Genomic DNA, 16,276 nt, shown 5'->3' with positions numbered 1-16,276 from the left:
CGATTGAACCTTTTGATCGGATGACCGATAGCGGCCCACGGTCCGAAATGCTTACCTCTTATGGGTAAAGCGTATGTGGCTTTTCCAGAAGCGCAAGCGGGAGAATCACCCGGCACGGCATAACCGCCCGATGGCTACGAGCTTCGGGCTTCGGGTGTCTTGTCGCCGTGCCTTTGCTGCTCATCGCTCTCCAAACGGGCCTGGATTTCGCCAGCTCGCCACACCAGCAACTCGCCAGGCGTCATGCGCACCCAACGCTCGTTATCGGTGAGCGGCTCGGTCGCCAGCACCGAAACGATATCATTGGGGGTGGTATGTTCGACGAAGTTCACGCTCAACTCGGCGTCACTGAGCCTGGCCTTGCCGAAGGGAGCTCGTCGGGTGATATGCGCCAGCTTGGTGGCGCAATAGGCATACAGGTAGATGCCGTCGGAAAGCAACAGGTTGAAGACGCCCAATCCACGCAGACGTTCACAGAGTTCATGCAAATATTGCCACATGGGCTCGGGAGACGCGGGCGGTTCACTGAAGCGACGGCGCAGCTCTCCCATCAAAAAGCAGAAGGCATGTTCGCTATCGGTATCGCCCACCGGCCGATAGAAAGCCAGCGGCAGTTCCTGCCACCCGCTCAGTTGGCCATTATGGGCACAACTCCACTGTCGCCCCCACATCTCGCGGGTGAAGGGGTGGGTATTGGCCAGACGCACCTGCCCGACATTGGCCTGGCGGATATGGCTGATCACCACGTGCGACTTGATCGGGTATTCGCATATCATTCGGGCGATAGGTGAGTCCACCGAGGGATGCGGATCGCGAAAATCGCGGTAGCCCCCCTGCTCGTAGAAGGCGATGCCCCAACCGTCGCGATGGGGGCCGGTGCCCCCGCCACGATGCAGGAAGCCGGTGAAGCTGAAGCAGATATCGGTGGGCACATTGGCACTCATGCCCAGTAGCTCACACATGCGGCTCCTCCACATGCCGACGGCGGCGCCGGCGGCGGTTGGCCCGGCGCCACAGGACGAGCACCATCATCAGCAGCGCGGCACCCGCGATCAGAACCCACAGCCGAAGGTCGTCTCCATGGGTACGCGCCAGGCGCTCGACCCCGGGCTGCACCTCACGCCACAGCGACTGAGCCTGTCGCGGCAGGGCATTGATCGCCAAGCCGATGCGTACCGCCAGATCGGCTTGCACTTCCTCTTCTGGCTTGGAGTCGGGATCAGCGGCGGGGGTCTCCGGAAGCCGCTCGGCTTGCATGCCCTCGATGCGCGCCTCGCCGAGGCCGATCTGGGCGTCGGTATTGAGCATCAAGCGTGGTAGGCGAATCTCGCGTGTCTGGCCATCCAGCGTAATGGTGGCGCTGAGCAGCAGGGGGACACTGATATCGGGATCGAGGGATGGCAGGTCGACTCGCCAGCGCCGCTCGCCGGCGGTGTCGACCTCCAGCGATTCTCCCTGCAACTCGGCATGCGGCCGGGTATTCTCCGTATCGAGACGCGGATGCTCGGCGCTCAATATGACCTCACGCGCCCGTCTCCCGAGGTTCGCGCTGATCGCCGGCAGCACGTTCATCGCCTGCACTTGCTGGCGCTGGAACTCCGCGCTGTCGGCATCGACCACCAGACTTGCATTGCCGGTCACCGACGGGGCGGGTAGCACGCCCTCGAAACGGCCATTGTCTTCCTCGAGTGCCACTCCCGACTGAACGGCGCCATCGAGGCCCCGCAACTCGGCACGCACTCGCAGATCACCCGGCAATGCTTTCGCTGTCAGGGGAGCGCCATCGCGCACCAGCCAGGCGGACAATGGCAGGTCGAAGTCCAGATAGTGTGTGGCCGGCAATTCCGAGGTGCGCAGTGCCAACGAGGAGTCGACACTGATCCGGCTATCGGCACTGAACTCGCCTTCCACGCGCCATTCCCCTTCACGGGGATCGGGAATGGTGATCAGGTCAAAGCGCGACTCGTTTTGCCAATGCATGCCCTCGGGATGGTCGTCCGCCCGATAGCGCCGCCCTTCGGGGTCGATCAGGGTCAAGGGGGGAGACTCGGGATCATGGAACAACAGCGCCGAGAACGATTCCACCTCCGGATCGATGGTGAAACGCCCCCCTTCGAACGGCACCTGATCGACGGGAAAGATGCGCTCGAAGATGCCCAGGAAAGCACGCAACAGGGTTTCCGGTGTCTCGACCACGGTTGCCAGCCCATCGGTGGCATGCCCCAACTGTTCGACCATGGTCAGGTCGGCATCGGGCGAAAAGGCGATGGCGTGAATGACCACCCCCTGCTCGGCAAGCCTGGGCGCCAGTTCGTCCAACAGCCGACGCCGCGACTCGGCATTGCGTGCCGCCTGGCCGCTCGTCGTCCCGGGCAGGTCGATCCTGCCATCGGTCAGCAGGATCAGATGCCGGCGCCCCTCACCGGATGAGTTGCTGGCTTGACGCACGGCCTCCTCGATATCGGTGAACTGTTGATACTCGGCAAGCGCCGGCGCCACCTGCAGTGCCTGACGACGCCATTGGGAATCGACCGGGCCCACCGGCACCGGGTTGTCGACAGACTCGCCGAAGGTCCACAGTCCTCCGTGCACGCCCGAAGGCAACAGGGTCACCAGCAACTCCAGGGCACTGGCACTGAGCTGATCGGGATCATTGTCCTTCATGCTTCCCGAGACATCGAAGATCACGCGAACATCCGGATGCGAGGAACTTGCTGGCTGCGCAAGCAGCAAGGGAGACGACAACAGCAATAGGCAGCACAGGCCCAACCTCACGATGACGCGCATGGCATCCCCTTACCCGATTACCGGCTCACGGCGTTTACCGGTCGCCGGTTTGTCCGCCCGTCTTGGGGCCCGTTCCTTCTTGGCCCCATTGCCATCATTGTCGCCGCGGCGCCGCCACAACACCCACAAGGCTACGCCGGTCGCCGCTCCGATGGCCACGCCCACCAGTAGAAAGGTCATGGCCGAGGCAAAGGCCCCTCCCTCATGCTGGAGAAAGGAGACCCCCGCCACAACCACTGCCGGCGCCAGGCCGGTATAGAACTCGCCCTCTTCCAGTAACGGCAACGAGAAGCGGGCTGGCATCCACAAGCTTCCGGCCACCATCCCGGTAATCACCAGACGCGGCAAAAACGGCAGGAAACGAATTCCCAGGTAGCCAGTAACCAGTACTACCAGCGACAATAGGACATACGTCAACCAAAGTAACGGTATCGAATCGGAAATCAACATGCATGTCTCCTGGTGCGCGTTTTCAATCACGCCCGTTTTCAGACGAACTTCAATGAATATGGTACACCGCAGCACATGAAAGCACAGCCGCCCAGTGTCAACGCCGCCCCTTCCAGCACCGCGTCGCCCGCCGAGGCCTTCCGCCGCCCGCAAGACCCGGACTGGCACTGGCTGGAGCAACGCGACGACCAACAGGTAGAGGCCTTCCTCAAGGCGGCCAATGCCCAGTTCGATCGCTGGTTCACGCCCCTGGAGCCGCTGGTTGAAACCCTGTATCAGGGACACCTGGCGCGCCGCGAATTGGCCGTCACCGGCCTGCCGACGCCGCTGGATCACTATACCTACTGGAGTGAGACCGCCGCGGACGCCGACTACCCCCGGTGGTGGCGTCACCCCCTTGGCGACCCCTCGGCGGCAACCTGCTTTCTCGATCTCCAGGCGCGGGCCGCCGAGCACCATTATCTCGAACTTGGCGACATGACCATATCGCCCAACGAACAGTGGCTGGCGTGGACCGAAGACACCAATGGCGACGAATACTTCGACCTGTACCTCAAGCACCTGCCCGATGGCGAACCGCGCAAACTACTCGGCGACATCGGGCCGGAGCTGACCTGGGCCGAGGACAATCGCAGCCTGCTGTTGACTCGCTATGATGCGACCCAGCGGCCGGATAGCATCTGGCGACTAAGCATCGACGCCGACCCGGTATCGCCGGTGCTGATGTTCAAAGAGGCCGACCCGGAATTCTGGGTAGGACTGGGCAAGACTCGCTCCCGAGCCTGGCTGGTACTCGAGACCGCCTCCAAGGACACCTCGGAATGTCACTTGGTCCCCGCACAAGCACCGGCGACATTGCCGCGTTGCGTTCGGCCCCGCGAGAACGGCGTGGAATATGCTATCGAGCATCGTCCCGGCTATTTCTATGTGCTGCACAATCGCAAGGCGCCCCACTTCCAGCTCGATATCGCCAGGCAAGACACGCCAGACGACTGGCAACCACTGATCGCCCATCGTCGTGAGCACACCCTGGAAGGCGTAGACGCCTTCGATTGGGGATTGGTGATTACCGAGCGCGACCACAACGAAGCCCAAGTGCACCTACGCGTAATCGAACTCGACGCCGCCCACCGCTTGCTGCGCGATGAGCGACTGCCGCTGCCGGAAGCCCCCTGCAGCCTGATGCTTGGCGATGCGCCGCATTTCGATGAGCGCCGCTTGCGCCTGCGGGAGGAGTCCTTCACCTTGCCGGTGCGCTGGATCGAACATGATCTCGACAGCGGTGAGCGTCGCCTGCTCAAGGTGCAGCCGATCCATGGCGACCTGCAGCCAGAGCAACTCGTCTGCCGACGGCTGTGGGCCACTTCGCACGATGGCGAACGCATTCCCGTCTCGGTGGTGGCGCGTACCGACCTGCTCGGGCAACGGCCGCTACCCACGCTCCTGTATGGTTATGGCGCCTATGGTGAAGTGCTCGACCCCTGGTTCTCGGTGGCACGACTGGAACTCCTGTCACGCGGCGTGGCCTTCGCCGTGGCCCATGTGCGTGGCGGTGGCGACCGCGGCGAGCCGTGGTACCTGGCCGGGAAACTCGAACACAAGGAAAACAGCTTCCGCGATTTTCTCGCCGCTCGCGACGCCCTGGTCGAGGCCGGTCTCGCCGATGACGCACGCATCGCCGCCTATGGTGCCAGCGCTGGCGGCCTGTTGGTGGGTGCCAGCCTCAACCTGGCGCCGCAAGCCTTCTGCGCCGCGGTACTCGACGTCCCCTTCGTCGACGTGTTGCGCACCATGGAAAATCCCGACCTGCCGCTGACCACCGCCGAATACACCGAATGGGGCAATCCCAGCGAGCCCGCGGTACGTCGGCGCCTGCGCGCGTATTCACCGCTGGATAACCTGGCGAATCTTCCCTACCCCAGCGTATTCCTGCAGGGCAGTTGGCATGACTCGCGCGTCCCCTACTGGGAACCCGCCAAGCTTTACGCCCGCCTCTCCGAACTGGCCAGCGCCCGAGGCCCGGCACTGCTGCGAACCGACATGGCTGCCGGGCACGGCGGTGCTTCCGGCCGCTTCAAGGCGTGGCACGACAATGCACGCCAGGACGCCTTCATCCTGTGGGCGCTGGGTCTGGCAGAAACGTGATCGATACGAGGGGGGGAACTCGCCCTAGTCGATAGGCAGGATCGCGATGATATGATCTTCCAACTCGTCGTCGGGAACGTCGCGCTCCGACACGGCATAACTGGCTACGCTGATGCCGGCACGATGCACACTGGCTGGATCGCCGGAAATCAGCGGATGCCACCGCGCCAGCCGACGCCCCTCATGCAGGCGACGATAGGCGCAGGACTTGGGCAACCAGCGAAACTCATCGATACGCTCGGGTGTCAGGCGGATACAGCCCGGCACCTTGGCGAACCGGTTCGCATAATCGCTGCAGCGGCAGCTCCGGGTATCCAGTAACTGGCAGGCGACATCGAGGGTCGCCACCTCACCGCTGTCTTCGTCCTCGAACTTCAGGAGACAGCACTGGCCGCAGCCATCGCACAGCGCCTCCCACTCCTCGTTCGTCAGTTCATCGAGGGAGAAGCGCTCCCAGAAACGCTCACGCATCTCAATAGCGACTCTCGGTCGGCGTCCGATACAAATCCAGCAGATACGCCTCCTTTCCCGGCGGCATCTGCAAGTAGTACCCCTTCTCGTCTATCGATGCCATGACATCCGCTGCCTTGGCCCGCGCCAGCCGCTTGTCCGGGGTCAGAATCAAGGTCATCAAGGACTGGGGCTCGCCGAATCCTTCGAGCAGAGCCTCAGGCACATCCACCAGGCCGTGGCGCTTGTCCACATACAGATACATCTCGTCCTTGCGTGGGCTCTTGAAGATTTCGCACAACAACTTGTCAGCGGCGGTTCGGCTCATGACGTTTCTACCTGTTCAAGGGCCTGCTGCAAGGGGGCTGCCAGCCTCTCACCGCGCCAGCCGCGCGGCAAGGGCAACGAGCGGCGTTCGAGATGCGCGGTGACCACGGCCTCCAGCTCACGCCGCCGCAGCAACAGCTCCGGAGCCACGCCGAGTTGTTCTGCCTCATCGTTGACGACTTGCTTGAGGGCCTTGAGCCGCTTCTTGAAGGGACCGCTCATCGGCGACGGCATTGCCGGCGGCAACTCGTCAGCGTCGAGATGGCGGGCCTCTTTCACCAGGGTCAGCAGGGTATCGCCCTCGCGCTTGACCAAGGGGGGTTTCAGACCCTCGATGGCGGCCAATTCATAACGATTTTCCGGCATTCGCTCGGCAATGGCATACAACAGCTTGTCACTGATCAGCCAACCACGCGGCCGATCCCGCCGTCGCGCCTCGCCCTCGCGCCAGGTCGTCAGGCGCCGGTAGGCCTCGATCTGGCGGGGACCAAGCCGCCATAACTGGCGATGGCGACGGTACCACTGGCCATCGCTATCGTCGTCGCGCCCAGCCTGAGCGAGCAGCTCCTTGCAGTCGGCCTCTAGCCAGTGCAGGCGGCCTCGGGCCTCGAGAGCGTCGCGCTGGGCATGCCAAACTTCCAGCAAATAGATCACGTCCAGCGCTGCATAGCGACATTGCGCCTCGGACAGCGGCCGCTCCAGCCAGTTGGAACGTGTTTCGTCCTTGGGCAGCGTCTCACCGATCCAGTGCTCGACCAGGCGTTGATAGCCCATGGCTGGATCCTCGCCCAATAGTCCCTGGGCGACCTGGGTATCCACCAGGGGCGACACCTGCACGCCGGCCCAGCTGGCAATCACCTCCAGATCCTCGCTGGAAGCATGCAACAGCTTCAAGGGACCGCCAGCGAGCAGGGTACGCAATGCCGGTGTGGCCGCTAGCGCCTGGGGATCGACCAGATACACCGCCCCGCCCGCATACAGCTGCAACAGGGCGGGCACCGGATGAAACGTCGATTCACGGAAGAACTCGGTATCCAGTGCCACGGTCTCGGCCGCAGCCAGCTCGGCGCAGGCAGCATCGAGAGCGGCGGGCGTATCGATCCAATGGATTTCGGGGTCTAAAGACATAGGGGATTCCGGCTAGGGCGAGAAATAATGGCTGAAACGAGCAAGGCAGGATCACTCACCGGTGAAAGGCAGACGGCCATTGAAGGCGCGGCTCAACGTGCCGCCATCGACATATTCGAGCTCGCCACCCATGGGTACCCCATAGGCTAGCCGCGACAGGCGCAGGCGACTGCCCGTCAACTGCATGGCAATGTAATGGGCCGTGGCTTCGCCCTCGACAGTCGGGTTGGTGGCAAGGATCACCTCCTCGATTCCCCCCTCGTCGAGGCGCGCTTCCAATTGGTCGAGGCCGATATCCTCGGGACCGATGCCATCCAGCGGCGACAGGTGCCCATGCAGTACGAAGTACTGTCCCTGATAACCGCCGGCTTCCTCGATCGCCAGCATATCGGCGGGCGATTCCACCACACACAGCAGACGCTCATCACGGCGCGTGCTGCGACATAGCAGGCACAGCTCCTCTTCGGTCAGCGTACGGCAACGCTGGCAATAGCCGACCTCTTCCAGGGCCTCGGCCATGATGTGCGCCAAGCGTCGACCACCCTCACGATCGCGCTCCAGCAGGTGCAATGCCATGCGCTGGGCGGTCTTGGGACCGACCCCGGGCAATACCCGCAGCGACTCAAGCAGGCGGTCGACGAGAGGAGAAAAGCTCATATCCAAGGCTCTGAATGAAAAGTCGGCGAACGATGATCGGACACGGCAAAAAAGCGGACAACCTGCGTCAGTGCCTAGAAGGGCATCTTGAAACCCGGCGGCAGATTGAGCCCGGCGGTCGCCTCTTCCATCTTGGCCCGCGAATTGGCTTCGACCTTGCGCACCGCATCGTTGACCGCGGCGGCCAGCAGGTCTTCGAGCAACTCCTTGTCTTCTTCCATGACGCTGGGATCGATGTCGACACGGCTGACATCATGACGCCCGTTCATGGTCACCTTGATCATGCCCGCACCAGCTTCACCGGTGACCTCGGCACGCGCGACCTCTTCCTGAGCGCGCTGCATCTTTTCCTGCATTTCCTGGGCCTGTTTCATCAGGTTGCCCATTCCACCCTTCATCATGATGTCACCTCGTGGATCGACTTGGAAAGCTTGTGTAAACCGGCTGGACGTCCCTAACCGGCCCGGTTGTGAGGCGTCACGGTGCGCGTGAGCAGGCGGGCACCGAAGGCATGCTGCAATTGTTGGATATGCGGGTCCTCCTGCAACGCTTCAACCGCCTGGGCATGTCGCTCGGCCGTGTGGCGGTCGGCGCGCGCCTTGGGCGTCTCGACTCCGGCCGGCAGTTCGCCATCGACGATCGACAACCGCCGTACGACACCCACACTCGCCAGCGCCTTCTGCACCCGCTCGACATGCACCTCGGCATTCATGGCGGCCTGCGAGGGATCGAGACGCAGCGACAGCAATGTGCCGTCATCCCTATCGACCACACAATGCGCGGCCAGGTTGCGTGTCAGGCCACCCAGTTCCAGGCGTTCGAACAGCTCGAGCCAGGCGGCGTGATCGAACTCGCCCTGTTGGGCCGGCGCTGCAGCAGGCTCGTCGGCTGCTGCCGCAAGGGGTTCGGCAGGCGGCATTGCGGTATCGGGCTGTGGCTCGACCACCGCCCGAGGCTCGGCCTCCTCCGGCATTGCCGGCGTCGGCGGTGATTCCCATGGGGGTGGTTCCTCCGACACGGCGGGCTCGTCAGCGACAGGGGCCACCACCGCCTCAGTGGCGTCTGGCGGCGCCGCTTCCGGAGACGAACCCGGCGCCCCCTCTGCCTCGCCAGACGACGCTCCCCCGCGGGGTGTCGCCTTCAGCGGCAATGGCGTCTGCGCCGGCTTGGGAACGCCCTGAGGGCGGAAGGCCAGCATGCGCAGCAGAGTCATCTCCAGTGCCGTGCGTGCATCCGGCGCATGGTCCATATCGCCACGCCCCTGCAGGCCGATCTGGTAATAGAGCTGAACATCCTCGGCGGTGAAACGCGCGGCCAGCGCCAGTAACGTGTCACGATCGCCGTGGCCATTGTCCAGGGCATCCGGCACCATCTGGGCAACCGCCAGCCGGTGCAGCACGCCAACCAGGTCATCGAGCACCCCGGCAAAGTCCGGACCCTGCTCGGCCAGCGCCGCGACCTCGGCCAACACCCGGCTAGCATCCACCTCGGCCAAGGCCTCGATCAGCGCCAGCAGATGACGATGATCTAGCGTTCCCAGCATCGCCGCCACATCGCGATGGCGTACTTCGCCCTGACCGAAGGCGATGGCCTGATCGGTCAGGCTCATGGCATCGCGCATCGAGCCATCGGCCGCCTTGCCAAGCAGCCACAGGGCACTCTCGTCGAAAGGCACGCTTTCGGCGTTCAGCACCTTGCTCAGGTGCTCGACGATACGCTCCGGCGGCATGTTCTTGAGCGAAAACTGCAAGCAGCGCGACAGCACGGTGACCGGCAACTTCTGCGGATCGGTGGTCGCCAGCAGGAACTTCACATGCGGCGGCGGCTCTTCCAGCGTCTTGAGCAGGGCGTTGAAGCTGTGGGTGGAGAGCATATGCACCTCATCGATGAGGTACACCTTGAAGCGGCCCTGGGTCGGGGCGTACTGCACGTTGTCGAGCAGCTCGCGGGTATCCTCGACCTTGGTGCGCGACGCGGCATCGACCTCGATCAGGTCGACGAAACGGCCGGCGTCGATCGCGCGGCAGCTATCACACTGCCCGCAGGGTGTCGAGGTCACGGCGCTGTCGTCGTCACCCTTGGCCGTGCAGTTCAGGCACTTGGCGAGGATTCGCGCCAGGGTGGTCTTACCCACGCCCCGGGTACCGGTGAACAGATAGGCATGATGCAGCCGTCCCTGGTCGAGCGCATTGACCAGTGCACGCTGGACGTGATCCTGCCCAACCAGTTCATGGAAGGTGCGCGGCCGCCATTTGCGGGCCAGTACCTGATAGCTCATGCAGCGCGGGATCCTTGCAGCGGGATGACAGGCGTCCAGACCGGAGACAAGCCGGCGCCAAACGATAACCCATTATACTAGCGGCTGGGGGCAAGGGCGAAAAGCGGCCACCGGCCTTGCCTGCTTTTTCATGCCCCACCTTCGGCTTGTTCGATGCACTGTCGCACCGCTACCGCCAGCGCGACGGCATTGGCCAGATGGTGGCGAGAGGATCGGCACCGACCCTGCCACCATCTGGCCAAGTCGTTACCGCACAGGAAATAGAGAATAGCAGCCTGACAAAACGAAGTCGCCCGGCACGCGCTGACTTACGCATACTTACCTCCCCGACCACCACAGGGAGAGTCAGCTGAGGCAGGACGCACTACGGGACTATCTGGACGTTGTGGTATTTCCGCGCCAATGAGCGTGGTTCTGGAGAAGGAACAAACCAGAGATTAAAGACAGAGGGAGGATACCTAGAATGGAGGCGGCCCCCGACAGCCACATCCCGGCACACGCATCCACCACTACCGTTGCTCCCTTCCGGGCCTGGCGGGGTTTGCGGTTTCGCGTTGCGGGAGGACCGACGAGGACCACCATCACGATGTCGGCGGGGCGCGATGCCCGCTGCCGAGCCACTCGGCGAACCATTGCGGCAAATGGCTTGTCTCGAGTGCGAGCGCACTATAACAGCGGGCCTCCGCCCTAGCAAGCCCGCCCTCCCCTGGCTGGCCACCCGGGTAGCTACGCTATGCTTAAGGCTGTACGGTTAGTCTAACCAATCATCAATCGGAAGGTGCCACCATGAAAAAGGATCCAAGCAAGGGCTATATCGCCCTGCTCGGCTGGAGCCTGAACGCGGTCGAGGCCGCGGAGAATTTCGACCGGCGCTACGTGGTCGTCGCTCCCGACTGGGCGCAGGAATATTGCGAAACACACGATATTCCCTATGTGTCATGGAATTTCGAACGTCTCAACGACCGTTCCATGGAAATCGCCGAAACACTCAAGGACATGGGGGTGAACGTCGCCATCCCCCTGTTCGAGGAAACCGTGGAGTGGGCCGGCGCCATCAACTCCGTGCTGCTCGACAAACCACGGCTCTATGGCCAGTCGCTGCTGCTGCGTGACAAGGCGCTGATGAAGCGACGTGCCCAGCTCGGCGGGATTCGTGTAGGGATCTTCGAGGAAGCGCATGACCACGGGGATGTGATCCGCTTTCTCAAACGCGTCAACCAGACCCTGCTCAAGCTCGATGGCGACCCCAACGACCCCATCCACCTCAAGGCCTTCGACAAGGCCGGGTGCCTGGGCCATCGGGTGATCCGCACGCCCGACGAGGTGGATACCATCCCCGATGAGGAATTCCCGGTGTTGATGGAGTCGCATCTGGACGGCTGGGAATTCGCCGTGGAAGCCTGGATCCATGACGGCAAGATCCGCTTCCTGAACATTTCCGAGTATGTGACCCTGGGTTATTCGGTGTTCGTACCGGCAACGCCGGAACTGGAGCGATACCGCCCACAGATCACCGCGCAGATCGAGAAGCTGATCAAGGCGTTCGACATCGACTTCGGTTTCATTCACCCCGAATACTTCGTCACCAGCGACGGCGAGATGTACTTCGGCGAGGTCGCCTACCGGCCACCCGGCTTCAAGGTCTTCGAATTGCTCGAACGCGCTTACGGCTTCAACGCCTACCAGGGCCTGATCCTGTCGTTCGACCCCAAGACCACCGAGGAAGAGATCACCACGTTCTTCCCCACGGAAGTCGTCGATGCCAAGGGGCATGCCGGCTGTTTCGGCGTCTATCCGCGCCGGCGTGTGGTCAGTCGCCTGGAAATGCCCGAAGAGACCGAAGATCATCCCTACTTCGAGTCCCACGAGCTGACCCCACCGCTCGAGGAAACCGTCACCAAGCGGACCGCGTTCGGCACCCACTGGGGGTTGCTGTATTTCTTCGGCGACGACCCCCACACGCTGCGCGACCTGCTGAAACATCAGGAAGAACTCGACTTCTATGTATAATCCCCGTTAAGCCCAAGGGGATAAGGAGTCTGCGTGACTATCGAAGACGGCCAACATGGTAACCAGGACAGCAAGCTGGGCATGTTGCTGCCCAAGCTGGACGAGGCCACTGAGATCCTCGCGCAAGCCCAGGATTTCGCCAAGCCGCTCAAGACTCGCCGGGTGCTGGACACCGCCCGGCGTGTCCTGTTGCAGGACGGCGGAGCCGCCGCCCTGCAGGCACGGGCGCCAACGCTGGAGGCGGCGGGCATCTTCCAGGGATCCGACTGGGCCTTTCCGCAGATCCTGATTCCGACGCTGACGACCCACTCGCTGAAGAGCGCCGATGCCGACACCGTAGTGCTCGAAGCCCTGAGCGAGCTGCGCATGCTGGCGGTGGCCAATGGCGACTATATTCACCCGCTGATCTCCGCCGAGCAGGCCCATCACTACCTAACCCAGGTACTGGCCATCAACCTCGAGCTGCTGTTCATGCCACCCAGCGAGGCGGAGCGCGAGACCCAGGGTCGCCTGGCTCAGGTGCCCCGTTCCCTGTTCAAGCATCTGGCCGAGCAAATCGGCTACGAGCATGTCATCGACCGACTGATCGACGAGATCTGGCGCATCCTGCAACAGCGCCCGATTCAGGTCGAACCGGTCAAGCGGATGATCACCCAGATCGCCATCTGCCGAACCAACCCCGACATCGACCTGGGCACCAGCGGCCAGGGCGCGGACCGCCTGATCAGCAGCCTCTACGGCGCGACCCAGGCCTCCCGCGAGGATCCGGGTGTGGATGTCTATCGCGAACGCCTGGAATCGATGGACAGTGGCGCCCTGCAGTACGAGGCCACCGGGTTCGCCCGCGCCATGCACGATACCGGCCTGGTATCGCCCTACCATGCGGTGTTGCTACGTTACCTGCTCGACCACGGCGACCACCTGCTGTCGGAAGCCTTGGGGCTCTCGTCCACCGGTCGTGACTGCCTGCTGTGCTATCGCCAACTGATCCAGGCGCTGATCGAGGAAGCCGTGCATCCCGCCTCGGCCCAGGCGGTCTACGGTCTGGCCTTGATGCTCGAGCGCGGCATTCTCTACCAACCGCCGGTCGCCCCGGCGATGTGGCGCCAGGTTGCCTTGCCACTGTCGGAGTGGTCGCAGCTACGCCTGCGACTCGCCTATGGCGATGCCGTGACTCCCAAGGCCAGGCTGCTGGAAGGCGTGCTATGCATGCTCGGTTTGCCACTGGGCGTGGGCCAGGGCAACAATCCCACCTGCCAGTCGGCACGCGCATTGTCGATGTGGGCCTACAACGACCCCGATTACCTGCTGCAGATGGTGGCCTGGGCGGCCCGCGACGACGAGATCATCATGCACTTCGAGGGCATGCCGCTCTCCTCGATGGCCAGCCTGTCGGGAGTGTCCAAGGAGTTGCCCATGGATCTGGACCCGGTGTCGCTGCTGGTGGTCCCGCATCTCGACCGCATCTATGCCGAGATGGGCCGCCGCTGCATTGGCCGCGAGGGCGACCCGCATCGCTGGGTCAACCCCGAGTTCCATGGCTGGTGGTCCGGGCGCGGCTTTCGCATCAATGTCGATGTCGCCACCGGTCAACTGCACGAACTCGAGGACTTTCTGCGTCATTTCTATGCCAGTTACCACCCCTTCTACAATGGCAATCAGCCACTGATACATCCCCAGCCGGCGGGCATCGCGGTGACCGACAGTGCGGCCCGCTTCATCGGCTGGCATGCCATCACACTGCTGCGGGTCACGCTCGACCCCAGTGATGTCATGCGTGCCTACTTCTTCAACCCCAACAACGACAGCGGCCAGGACTGGGGCGACGGCCTCAAGGTCAGCACCGCCGGCAACGGCGAACGCTTCGGGGAAGCCTCGCTGCCGTTCGAGCAGTTCGCCTCACGACTCTACATCTTCCACTACGACCCGCTGGAACACGGCGAGCTGGCCAACGTGCCACAGGAAGAGCTCGACCGGGTCATCGGCTATGTTCATCGCAGTTGGGGCGCCGACCGGGTCCCCCCCACCGACCTGCAGGCCGATCCCGGCCCGAAACGCTGAGCCACGGCTCAGCGTTTCGGCGACGGCTCGGGACGACGTATGTCGGGATAGCGGCGCTGCAGGTAGCGGGCCCAGAACGGGGCGAACAGCATCAGCGCAATCATGCGCAGAAGGTGGTGAAAGGCGACGAAGATGGGGTCGATTTCCAGCGCCACGGCCAGGATCGCCATCTCGCCGATGCCGCCCGGGGCCAGCGCCAGCAACGCCACGTCACGGGGAACGCCGAGTAACTGGTGAATGAGTTCGGCGAATACCGCCAGCACGCCCAGTGCCACCAACGTTGCCACCACGGCCTGAAACAGATACTTGCCGAAGCGCCCGCGCGACAGGCCCTTGAAACGCGAGCCGATGGCACTGCCCAGCACCCACAGCATCAGGTTCATTCCCCAGTCGGGCAACTGCAGGCTGGCGATATCGAACCCGGAGAGCAGCGCCGTGAAGGCCAGCGGCGCCAACAGCGTCGGGCTGGGCAACTTCAGCAAACGCCCCAAAGGCATGAGCAACGGCAACGCCAACAGCAACCACGGATCCTGCAGCGTCCGCATCACGGCCTCGCCATCCGTGGCCTCGCCCTCATAAGCCCAGAACAGCGGCGGCAGGATCAACACCACCAGCACGATGCGCAGCGACTGGGCGATGGCGATCCGTTGCGGTTCACCTCCACACCTGTCGCCCAACATGATCATCGCCGTCATCGCCCCGGGGGCAGACGCAAACCAGGCGCTTACCGGGTCGAAGCCGCAGCGCCGATACCACGCCACCGCCGCGGACGTGGACACCGCCACCCCGAGCAGGAGAAGCGCCGCCGAAAGCGGCCAGTCGAGCACCCGCTCGGCCAGTCGCGGTGTCACCTGGCTGCCCAGCACCATGCCCAGCACACCCAGGAAGACCTCCCGCAACGGCTCCGGCACCCGCACATCATGGCCACGCGCCGAGGCGATCAGATTCGCCACCAAGGGTCCCAGCATCCATGCCAACGGCATGCCGGTCATCTGGAAGATCACGCCACCCACGGCACCGACCGCCAATGCCCTGCCCAATGCCCATGCCGTGGTGTGGTTCACGCCTCGCTCCTTGATTACCCTGCTAACGGCTTCATTATGCCATGCGGGTCATTCTCTGTCCGGGTGCACCGCCTCCCCCAGCATGACACTGGGCAAATCGCTATAATGCGTCTCTTCGCCGCTACCTGTTCTCCCTTGCGCATGCTTCGACTCGACCAACTGCTCGTCACCCAGGGCCTGGCCCGCTCCCGTACCCGCGCGCAGCGGCTGATCCGCCATGGCCGGGTGAGCCTGGCCGACAGCGGTCGGGTGCTGACCAAGCCCGGCGAGAAATGGCCCGACGACGTGCGCCTGGCGGTGACGGAGGATCCCGAAGAGCGCTACGTGTCCCGCGCCGGGCTCAAGCTCGAGGCATTGTTGGAAAGCCTTACCCTGCGCCTGGACGGCAAAGTGGTGCTGGACGTGGGGCAATCGACGGGGGGCTTCACCGACTGCGCCCTGCGCTTCGGGGCTCGCCACGTGATAGGGGTCGAGGTCGGCCACGCGCAGCTCGATCCCGAGCTGCGTGGCGACCCGCGCGTGACCTGCCTGGAAGGACTCAATGCCCGGGCCATGGCCAACGACGACAGGTTACGCCACGCCCTCGCCGATCATGCTCCCGACGGACTCGACCTCGCGGTGATGGACGTATCCTTCATTTCCCAGACCCTGATCCTGCCTGAGCTGGCACGCCTGCTGCCGCCGGGTGGCGAGCTGCTGTCGTTGATCAAACCGCAATTCGAGGTCGGCCCCGGCAAGGTCAACGAGCGCGGAATCGTCACCGACCCGGCGCTCTACGCCGAGGTCGAGTCGCGGCTCCGCGCCTGCTGCAGCGAGCATGGCCTGACGATTCTCATCTGGCGTGACAGCCCCATCCTCGGTGGTGACGGCAACCGCGAATTCCTGCTTCACGCCCGCCGCCGCTAAGCGGCCTCGTCAC

14 protein-coding genes and 1 other RNA gene are annotated in these 16,276 nt (G+C 63.6%); 4 read left to right on the top strand and 11 right to left on the bottom strand.

Annotation, left to right across the window (positions count from 1 at the left end; translation table 11 throughout):
* Positions 1 to 134: 134 nt before the first annotated feature.
* Genes ACFOEV_RS07365 through ACFOEV_RS07355 form a run of 3 tightly spaced genes read right to left on the bottom strand, consistent with a single transcriptional unit; the run spans position 135 to position 3,237 of the window.
* Positions 135 to 962 (bottom strand): class II glutamine amidotransferase, encoded by an 828-nt coding sequence (locus ACFOEV_RS07365; RefSeq protein ID WP_386772490.1) that lies wholly within the window; start codon positions 960 to 962, stop codon positions 135 to 137.
* On the bottom strand, positions 955 to 2,787 hold the full coding sequence (locus tag ACFOEV_RS07360) for a VWA domain-containing protein (RefSeq protein WP_386772489.1): 1,833 nt from the start codon (positions 2,785 to 2,787) through the stop codon (positions 955 to 957). Before ACFOEV_RS07360 ends, ACFOEV_RS07365 begins: the two co-directional genes overlap by 8 nt.
* A gap of 9 nt (positions 2,788 to 2,796) precedes the next feature.
* The gene (locus tag ACFOEV_RS07355; protein WP_386772488.1) at positions 2,797 to 3,237 is read right to left on the bottom strand and encodes a hypothetical protein; all 441 of its coding nucleotides are present in this window, start codon (positions 3,235 to 3,237) and stop codon (positions 2,797 to 2,799) included.
* 75 nt (positions 3,238 to 3,312) lie between these two features.
* On the opposite strand from ACFOEV_RS07355, the gene ACFOEV_RS07350 reads away from it, so the two are divergent.
* The gene (locus ACFOEV_RS07350; RefSeq protein ID WP_386772487.1) at positions 3,313 to 5,382 is read left to right on the top strand and encodes a S9 family peptidase; all 2,070 of its coding nucleotides are present in this window, start codon (positions 3,313 to 3,315) and stop codon (positions 5,380 to 5,382) included.
* Between the two features lie 24 nt (positions 5,383 to 5,406).
* Here the strand turns inward: ACFOEV_RS07350 and ACFOEV_RS07345 are convergent, their stop codons facing one another.
* The 7 genes from ACFOEV_RS07345 to ffs all read right to left on the bottom strand — a co-directional run bounded on the left by ACFOEV_RS07345 (position 5,407) and on the right by ffs (position 10,793).
* A complete protein-coding gene (locus ACFOEV_RS07345; RefSeq protein ID WP_386772486.1) occupies positions 5,407 to 5,853 on the bottom strand; it encodes a YcgN family cysteine cluster protein in 447 nt (148 codons plus the stop codon).
* 1 nt (position 5,854) lies between these two features.
* The gene (locus ACFOEV_RS07340) at positions 5,855 to 6,160 is read right to left on the bottom strand and encodes a YcgL domain-containing protein (RefSeq protein ID WP_386772485.1); all 306 of its coding nucleotides are present in this window, start codon (positions 6,158 to 6,160) and stop codon (positions 5,855 to 5,857) included.
* A complete protein-coding gene (gene rnd, locus ACFOEV_RS07335; RefSeq protein ID WP_386772484.1) occupies positions 6,157 to 7,287 on the bottom strand; it encodes a ribonuclease D in 1,131 nt (376 codons plus the stop codon). Before rnd ends, ACFOEV_RS07340 begins: the two co-directional genes overlap by 4 nt.
* A 51-nt stretch (positions 7,288 to 7,338) precedes the next feature.
* Positions 7,339 to 7,944: a recombination mediator RecR gene (recR, locus tag ACFOEV_RS07330; RefSeq protein ID WP_386772483.1), complete on the bottom strand. Its 606-nt coding sequence runs from the start codon at positions 7,942 to 7,944 to the stop codon at positions 7,339 to 7,341.
* Between the two features lie 74 nt (positions 7,945 to 8,018).
* Positions 8,019 to 8,345 (bottom strand): YbaB/EbfC family nucleoid-associated protein, encoded by a 327-nt coding sequence (locus tag ACFOEV_RS07325; protein WP_386772482.1) that lies wholly within the window; start codon positions 8,343 to 8,345, stop codon positions 8,019 to 8,021.
* Positions 8,346 to 8,398: 53 nt separating this feature from the next.
* A complete protein-coding gene (gene dnaX / locus ACFOEV_RS07320; RefSeq protein WP_386772481.1) occupies positions 8,399 to 10,222 on the bottom strand; it encodes a DNA polymerase III subunit gamma/tau in 1,824 nt (607 codons plus the stop codon).
* 474 nt (positions 10,223 to 10,696) lie between these two features.
* Positions 10,697 to 10,793, bottom strand: an RNA gene (gene ffs, locus ACFOEV_RS07315) — signal recognition particle sRNA small type.
* Positions 10,794 to 11,008: 215 nt separating this feature from the next.
* Between ffs and ACFOEV_RS07310 the strand changes: the two genes are divergently transcribed.
* Positions 11,009 to 12,232 (top strand): ATP-grasp domain-containing protein, encoded by a 1,224-nt coding sequence (locus tag ACFOEV_RS07310; protein WP_386772480.1) that lies wholly within the window; start codon positions 11,009 to 11,011, stop codon positions 12,230 to 12,232.
* Between the two features lie 81 nt (positions 12,233 to 12,313).
* On the top strand, positions 12,314 to 14,293 hold the full coding sequence (locus ACFOEV_RS07305) for a hypothetical protein (protein ID WP_386773056.1): 1,980 nt from the start codon (positions 12,314 to 12,316) through the stop codon (positions 14,291 to 14,293).
* Between the two features lie 8 nt (positions 14,294 to 14,301).
* On the opposite strand, the gene ACFOEV_RS07300 is transcribed toward ACFOEV_RS07305, so the two are convergent.
* Positions 14,302 to 15,357, bottom strand: a complete 1,056-nt coding sequence (locus ACFOEV_RS07300) for an AbrB family transcriptional regulator (RefSeq protein ID WP_386772479.1) — start codon at positions 15,355 to 15,357, stop codon at positions 14,302 to 14,304.
* Positions 15,358 to 15,498: 141 nt separating this feature from the next.
* On the opposite strand from ACFOEV_RS07300, the gene ACFOEV_RS07295 reads away from it, so the two are divergent.
* Positions 15,499 to 16,263, top strand: a complete 765-nt coding sequence (locus ACFOEV_RS07295) for a TlyA family RNA methyltransferase (RefSeq protein ID WP_386773054.1) — start codon at positions 15,499 to 15,501, stop codon at positions 16,261 to 16,263.
* Positions 16,264 to 16,276 lie beyond the last annotated feature (13 nt).

It is taken from the genome of Litchfieldella rifensis (genome assembly GCF_042646605.1).
Taxonomy (GTDB): Bacteria; Pseudomonadota; Gammaproteobacteria; order Pseudomonadales; family Halomonadaceae; genus Litchfieldella; species Litchfieldella rifensis.
The sequence above is the reverse complement of the archived record's forward strand: the minus strand, read 5'-3'. Positions and strand labels throughout refer to the sequence as shown.

What these genes read in the sequence shown, in the direction of transcription:
- ACFOEV_RS07365 (WP_386772490.1), bottom strand. Translation starts at nt 962, where the DNA reads ATGTGTGAGCTACTGGGCATGAGTGCCAATGTGCCCACCGATATCTGC.
- ACFOEV_RS07360 (WP_386772489.1), bottom strand. Translation starts at nt 2,787, where the DNA reads ATGCGCGTCATCGTGAGGTTGGGCCTGTGCTGCCTATTGCTGTTGTCG.
- ACFOEV_RS07355 (WP_386772488.1), bottom strand. Translation starts at nt 3,237, where the DNA reads ATGTTGATTTCCGATTCGATACCGTTACTTTGGTTGACGTATGTCCTA.
- ACFOEV_RS07350 (WP_386772487.1), top strand. Translation starts at nt 3,313, where the DNA reads ATGAAAGCACAGCCGCCCAGTGTCAACGCCGCCCCTTCCAGCACCGCG.
- ACFOEV_RS07345 (WP_386772486.1), bottom strand. Translation starts at nt 5,853, where the DNA reads ATGCGTGAGCGTTTCTGGGAGCGCTTCTCCCTCGATGAACTGACGAAC.
- ACFOEV_RS07340 (WP_386772485.1), bottom strand. Translation starts at nt 6,160, where the DNA reads ATGAGCCGAACCGCCGCTGACAAGTTGTTGTGCGAAATCTTCAAGAGC.
- rnd (WP_386772484.1), bottom strand. Translation starts at nt 7,287, where the DNA reads ATGTCTTTAGACCCCGAAATCCATTGGATCGATACGCCCGCCGCTCTC.
- recR (WP_386772483.1), bottom strand. Translation starts at nt 7,944, where the DNA reads ATGAGCTTTTCTCCTCTCGTCGACCGCCTGCTTGAGTCGCTGCGGGTA.
- ACFOEV_RS07325 (WP_386772482.1), bottom strand. Translation starts at nt 8,345, where the DNA reads ATGATGAAGGGTGGAATGGGCAACCTGATGAAACAGGCCCAGGAAATG.
- dnaX (WP_386772481.1), bottom strand. Translation starts at nt 10,222, where the DNA reads ATGAGCTATCAGGTACTGGCCCGCAAATGGCGGCCGCGCACCTTCCAT.
- ACFOEV_RS07310 (WP_386772480.1), top strand. Translation starts at nt 11,009, where the DNA reads ATGAAAAAGGATCCAAGCAAGGGCTATATCGCCCTGCTCGGCTGGAGC.
- ACFOEV_RS07305 (WP_386773056.1), top strand. Translation starts at nt 12,314, where the DNA reads ATGTTGCTGCCCAAGCTGGACGAGGCCACTGAGATCCTCGCGCAAGCC.
- ACFOEV_RS07295 (WP_386773054.1), top strand. Translation starts at nt 15,499, where the DNA reads ATGCTTCGACTCGACCAACTGCTCGTCACCCAGGGCCTGGCCCGCTCC.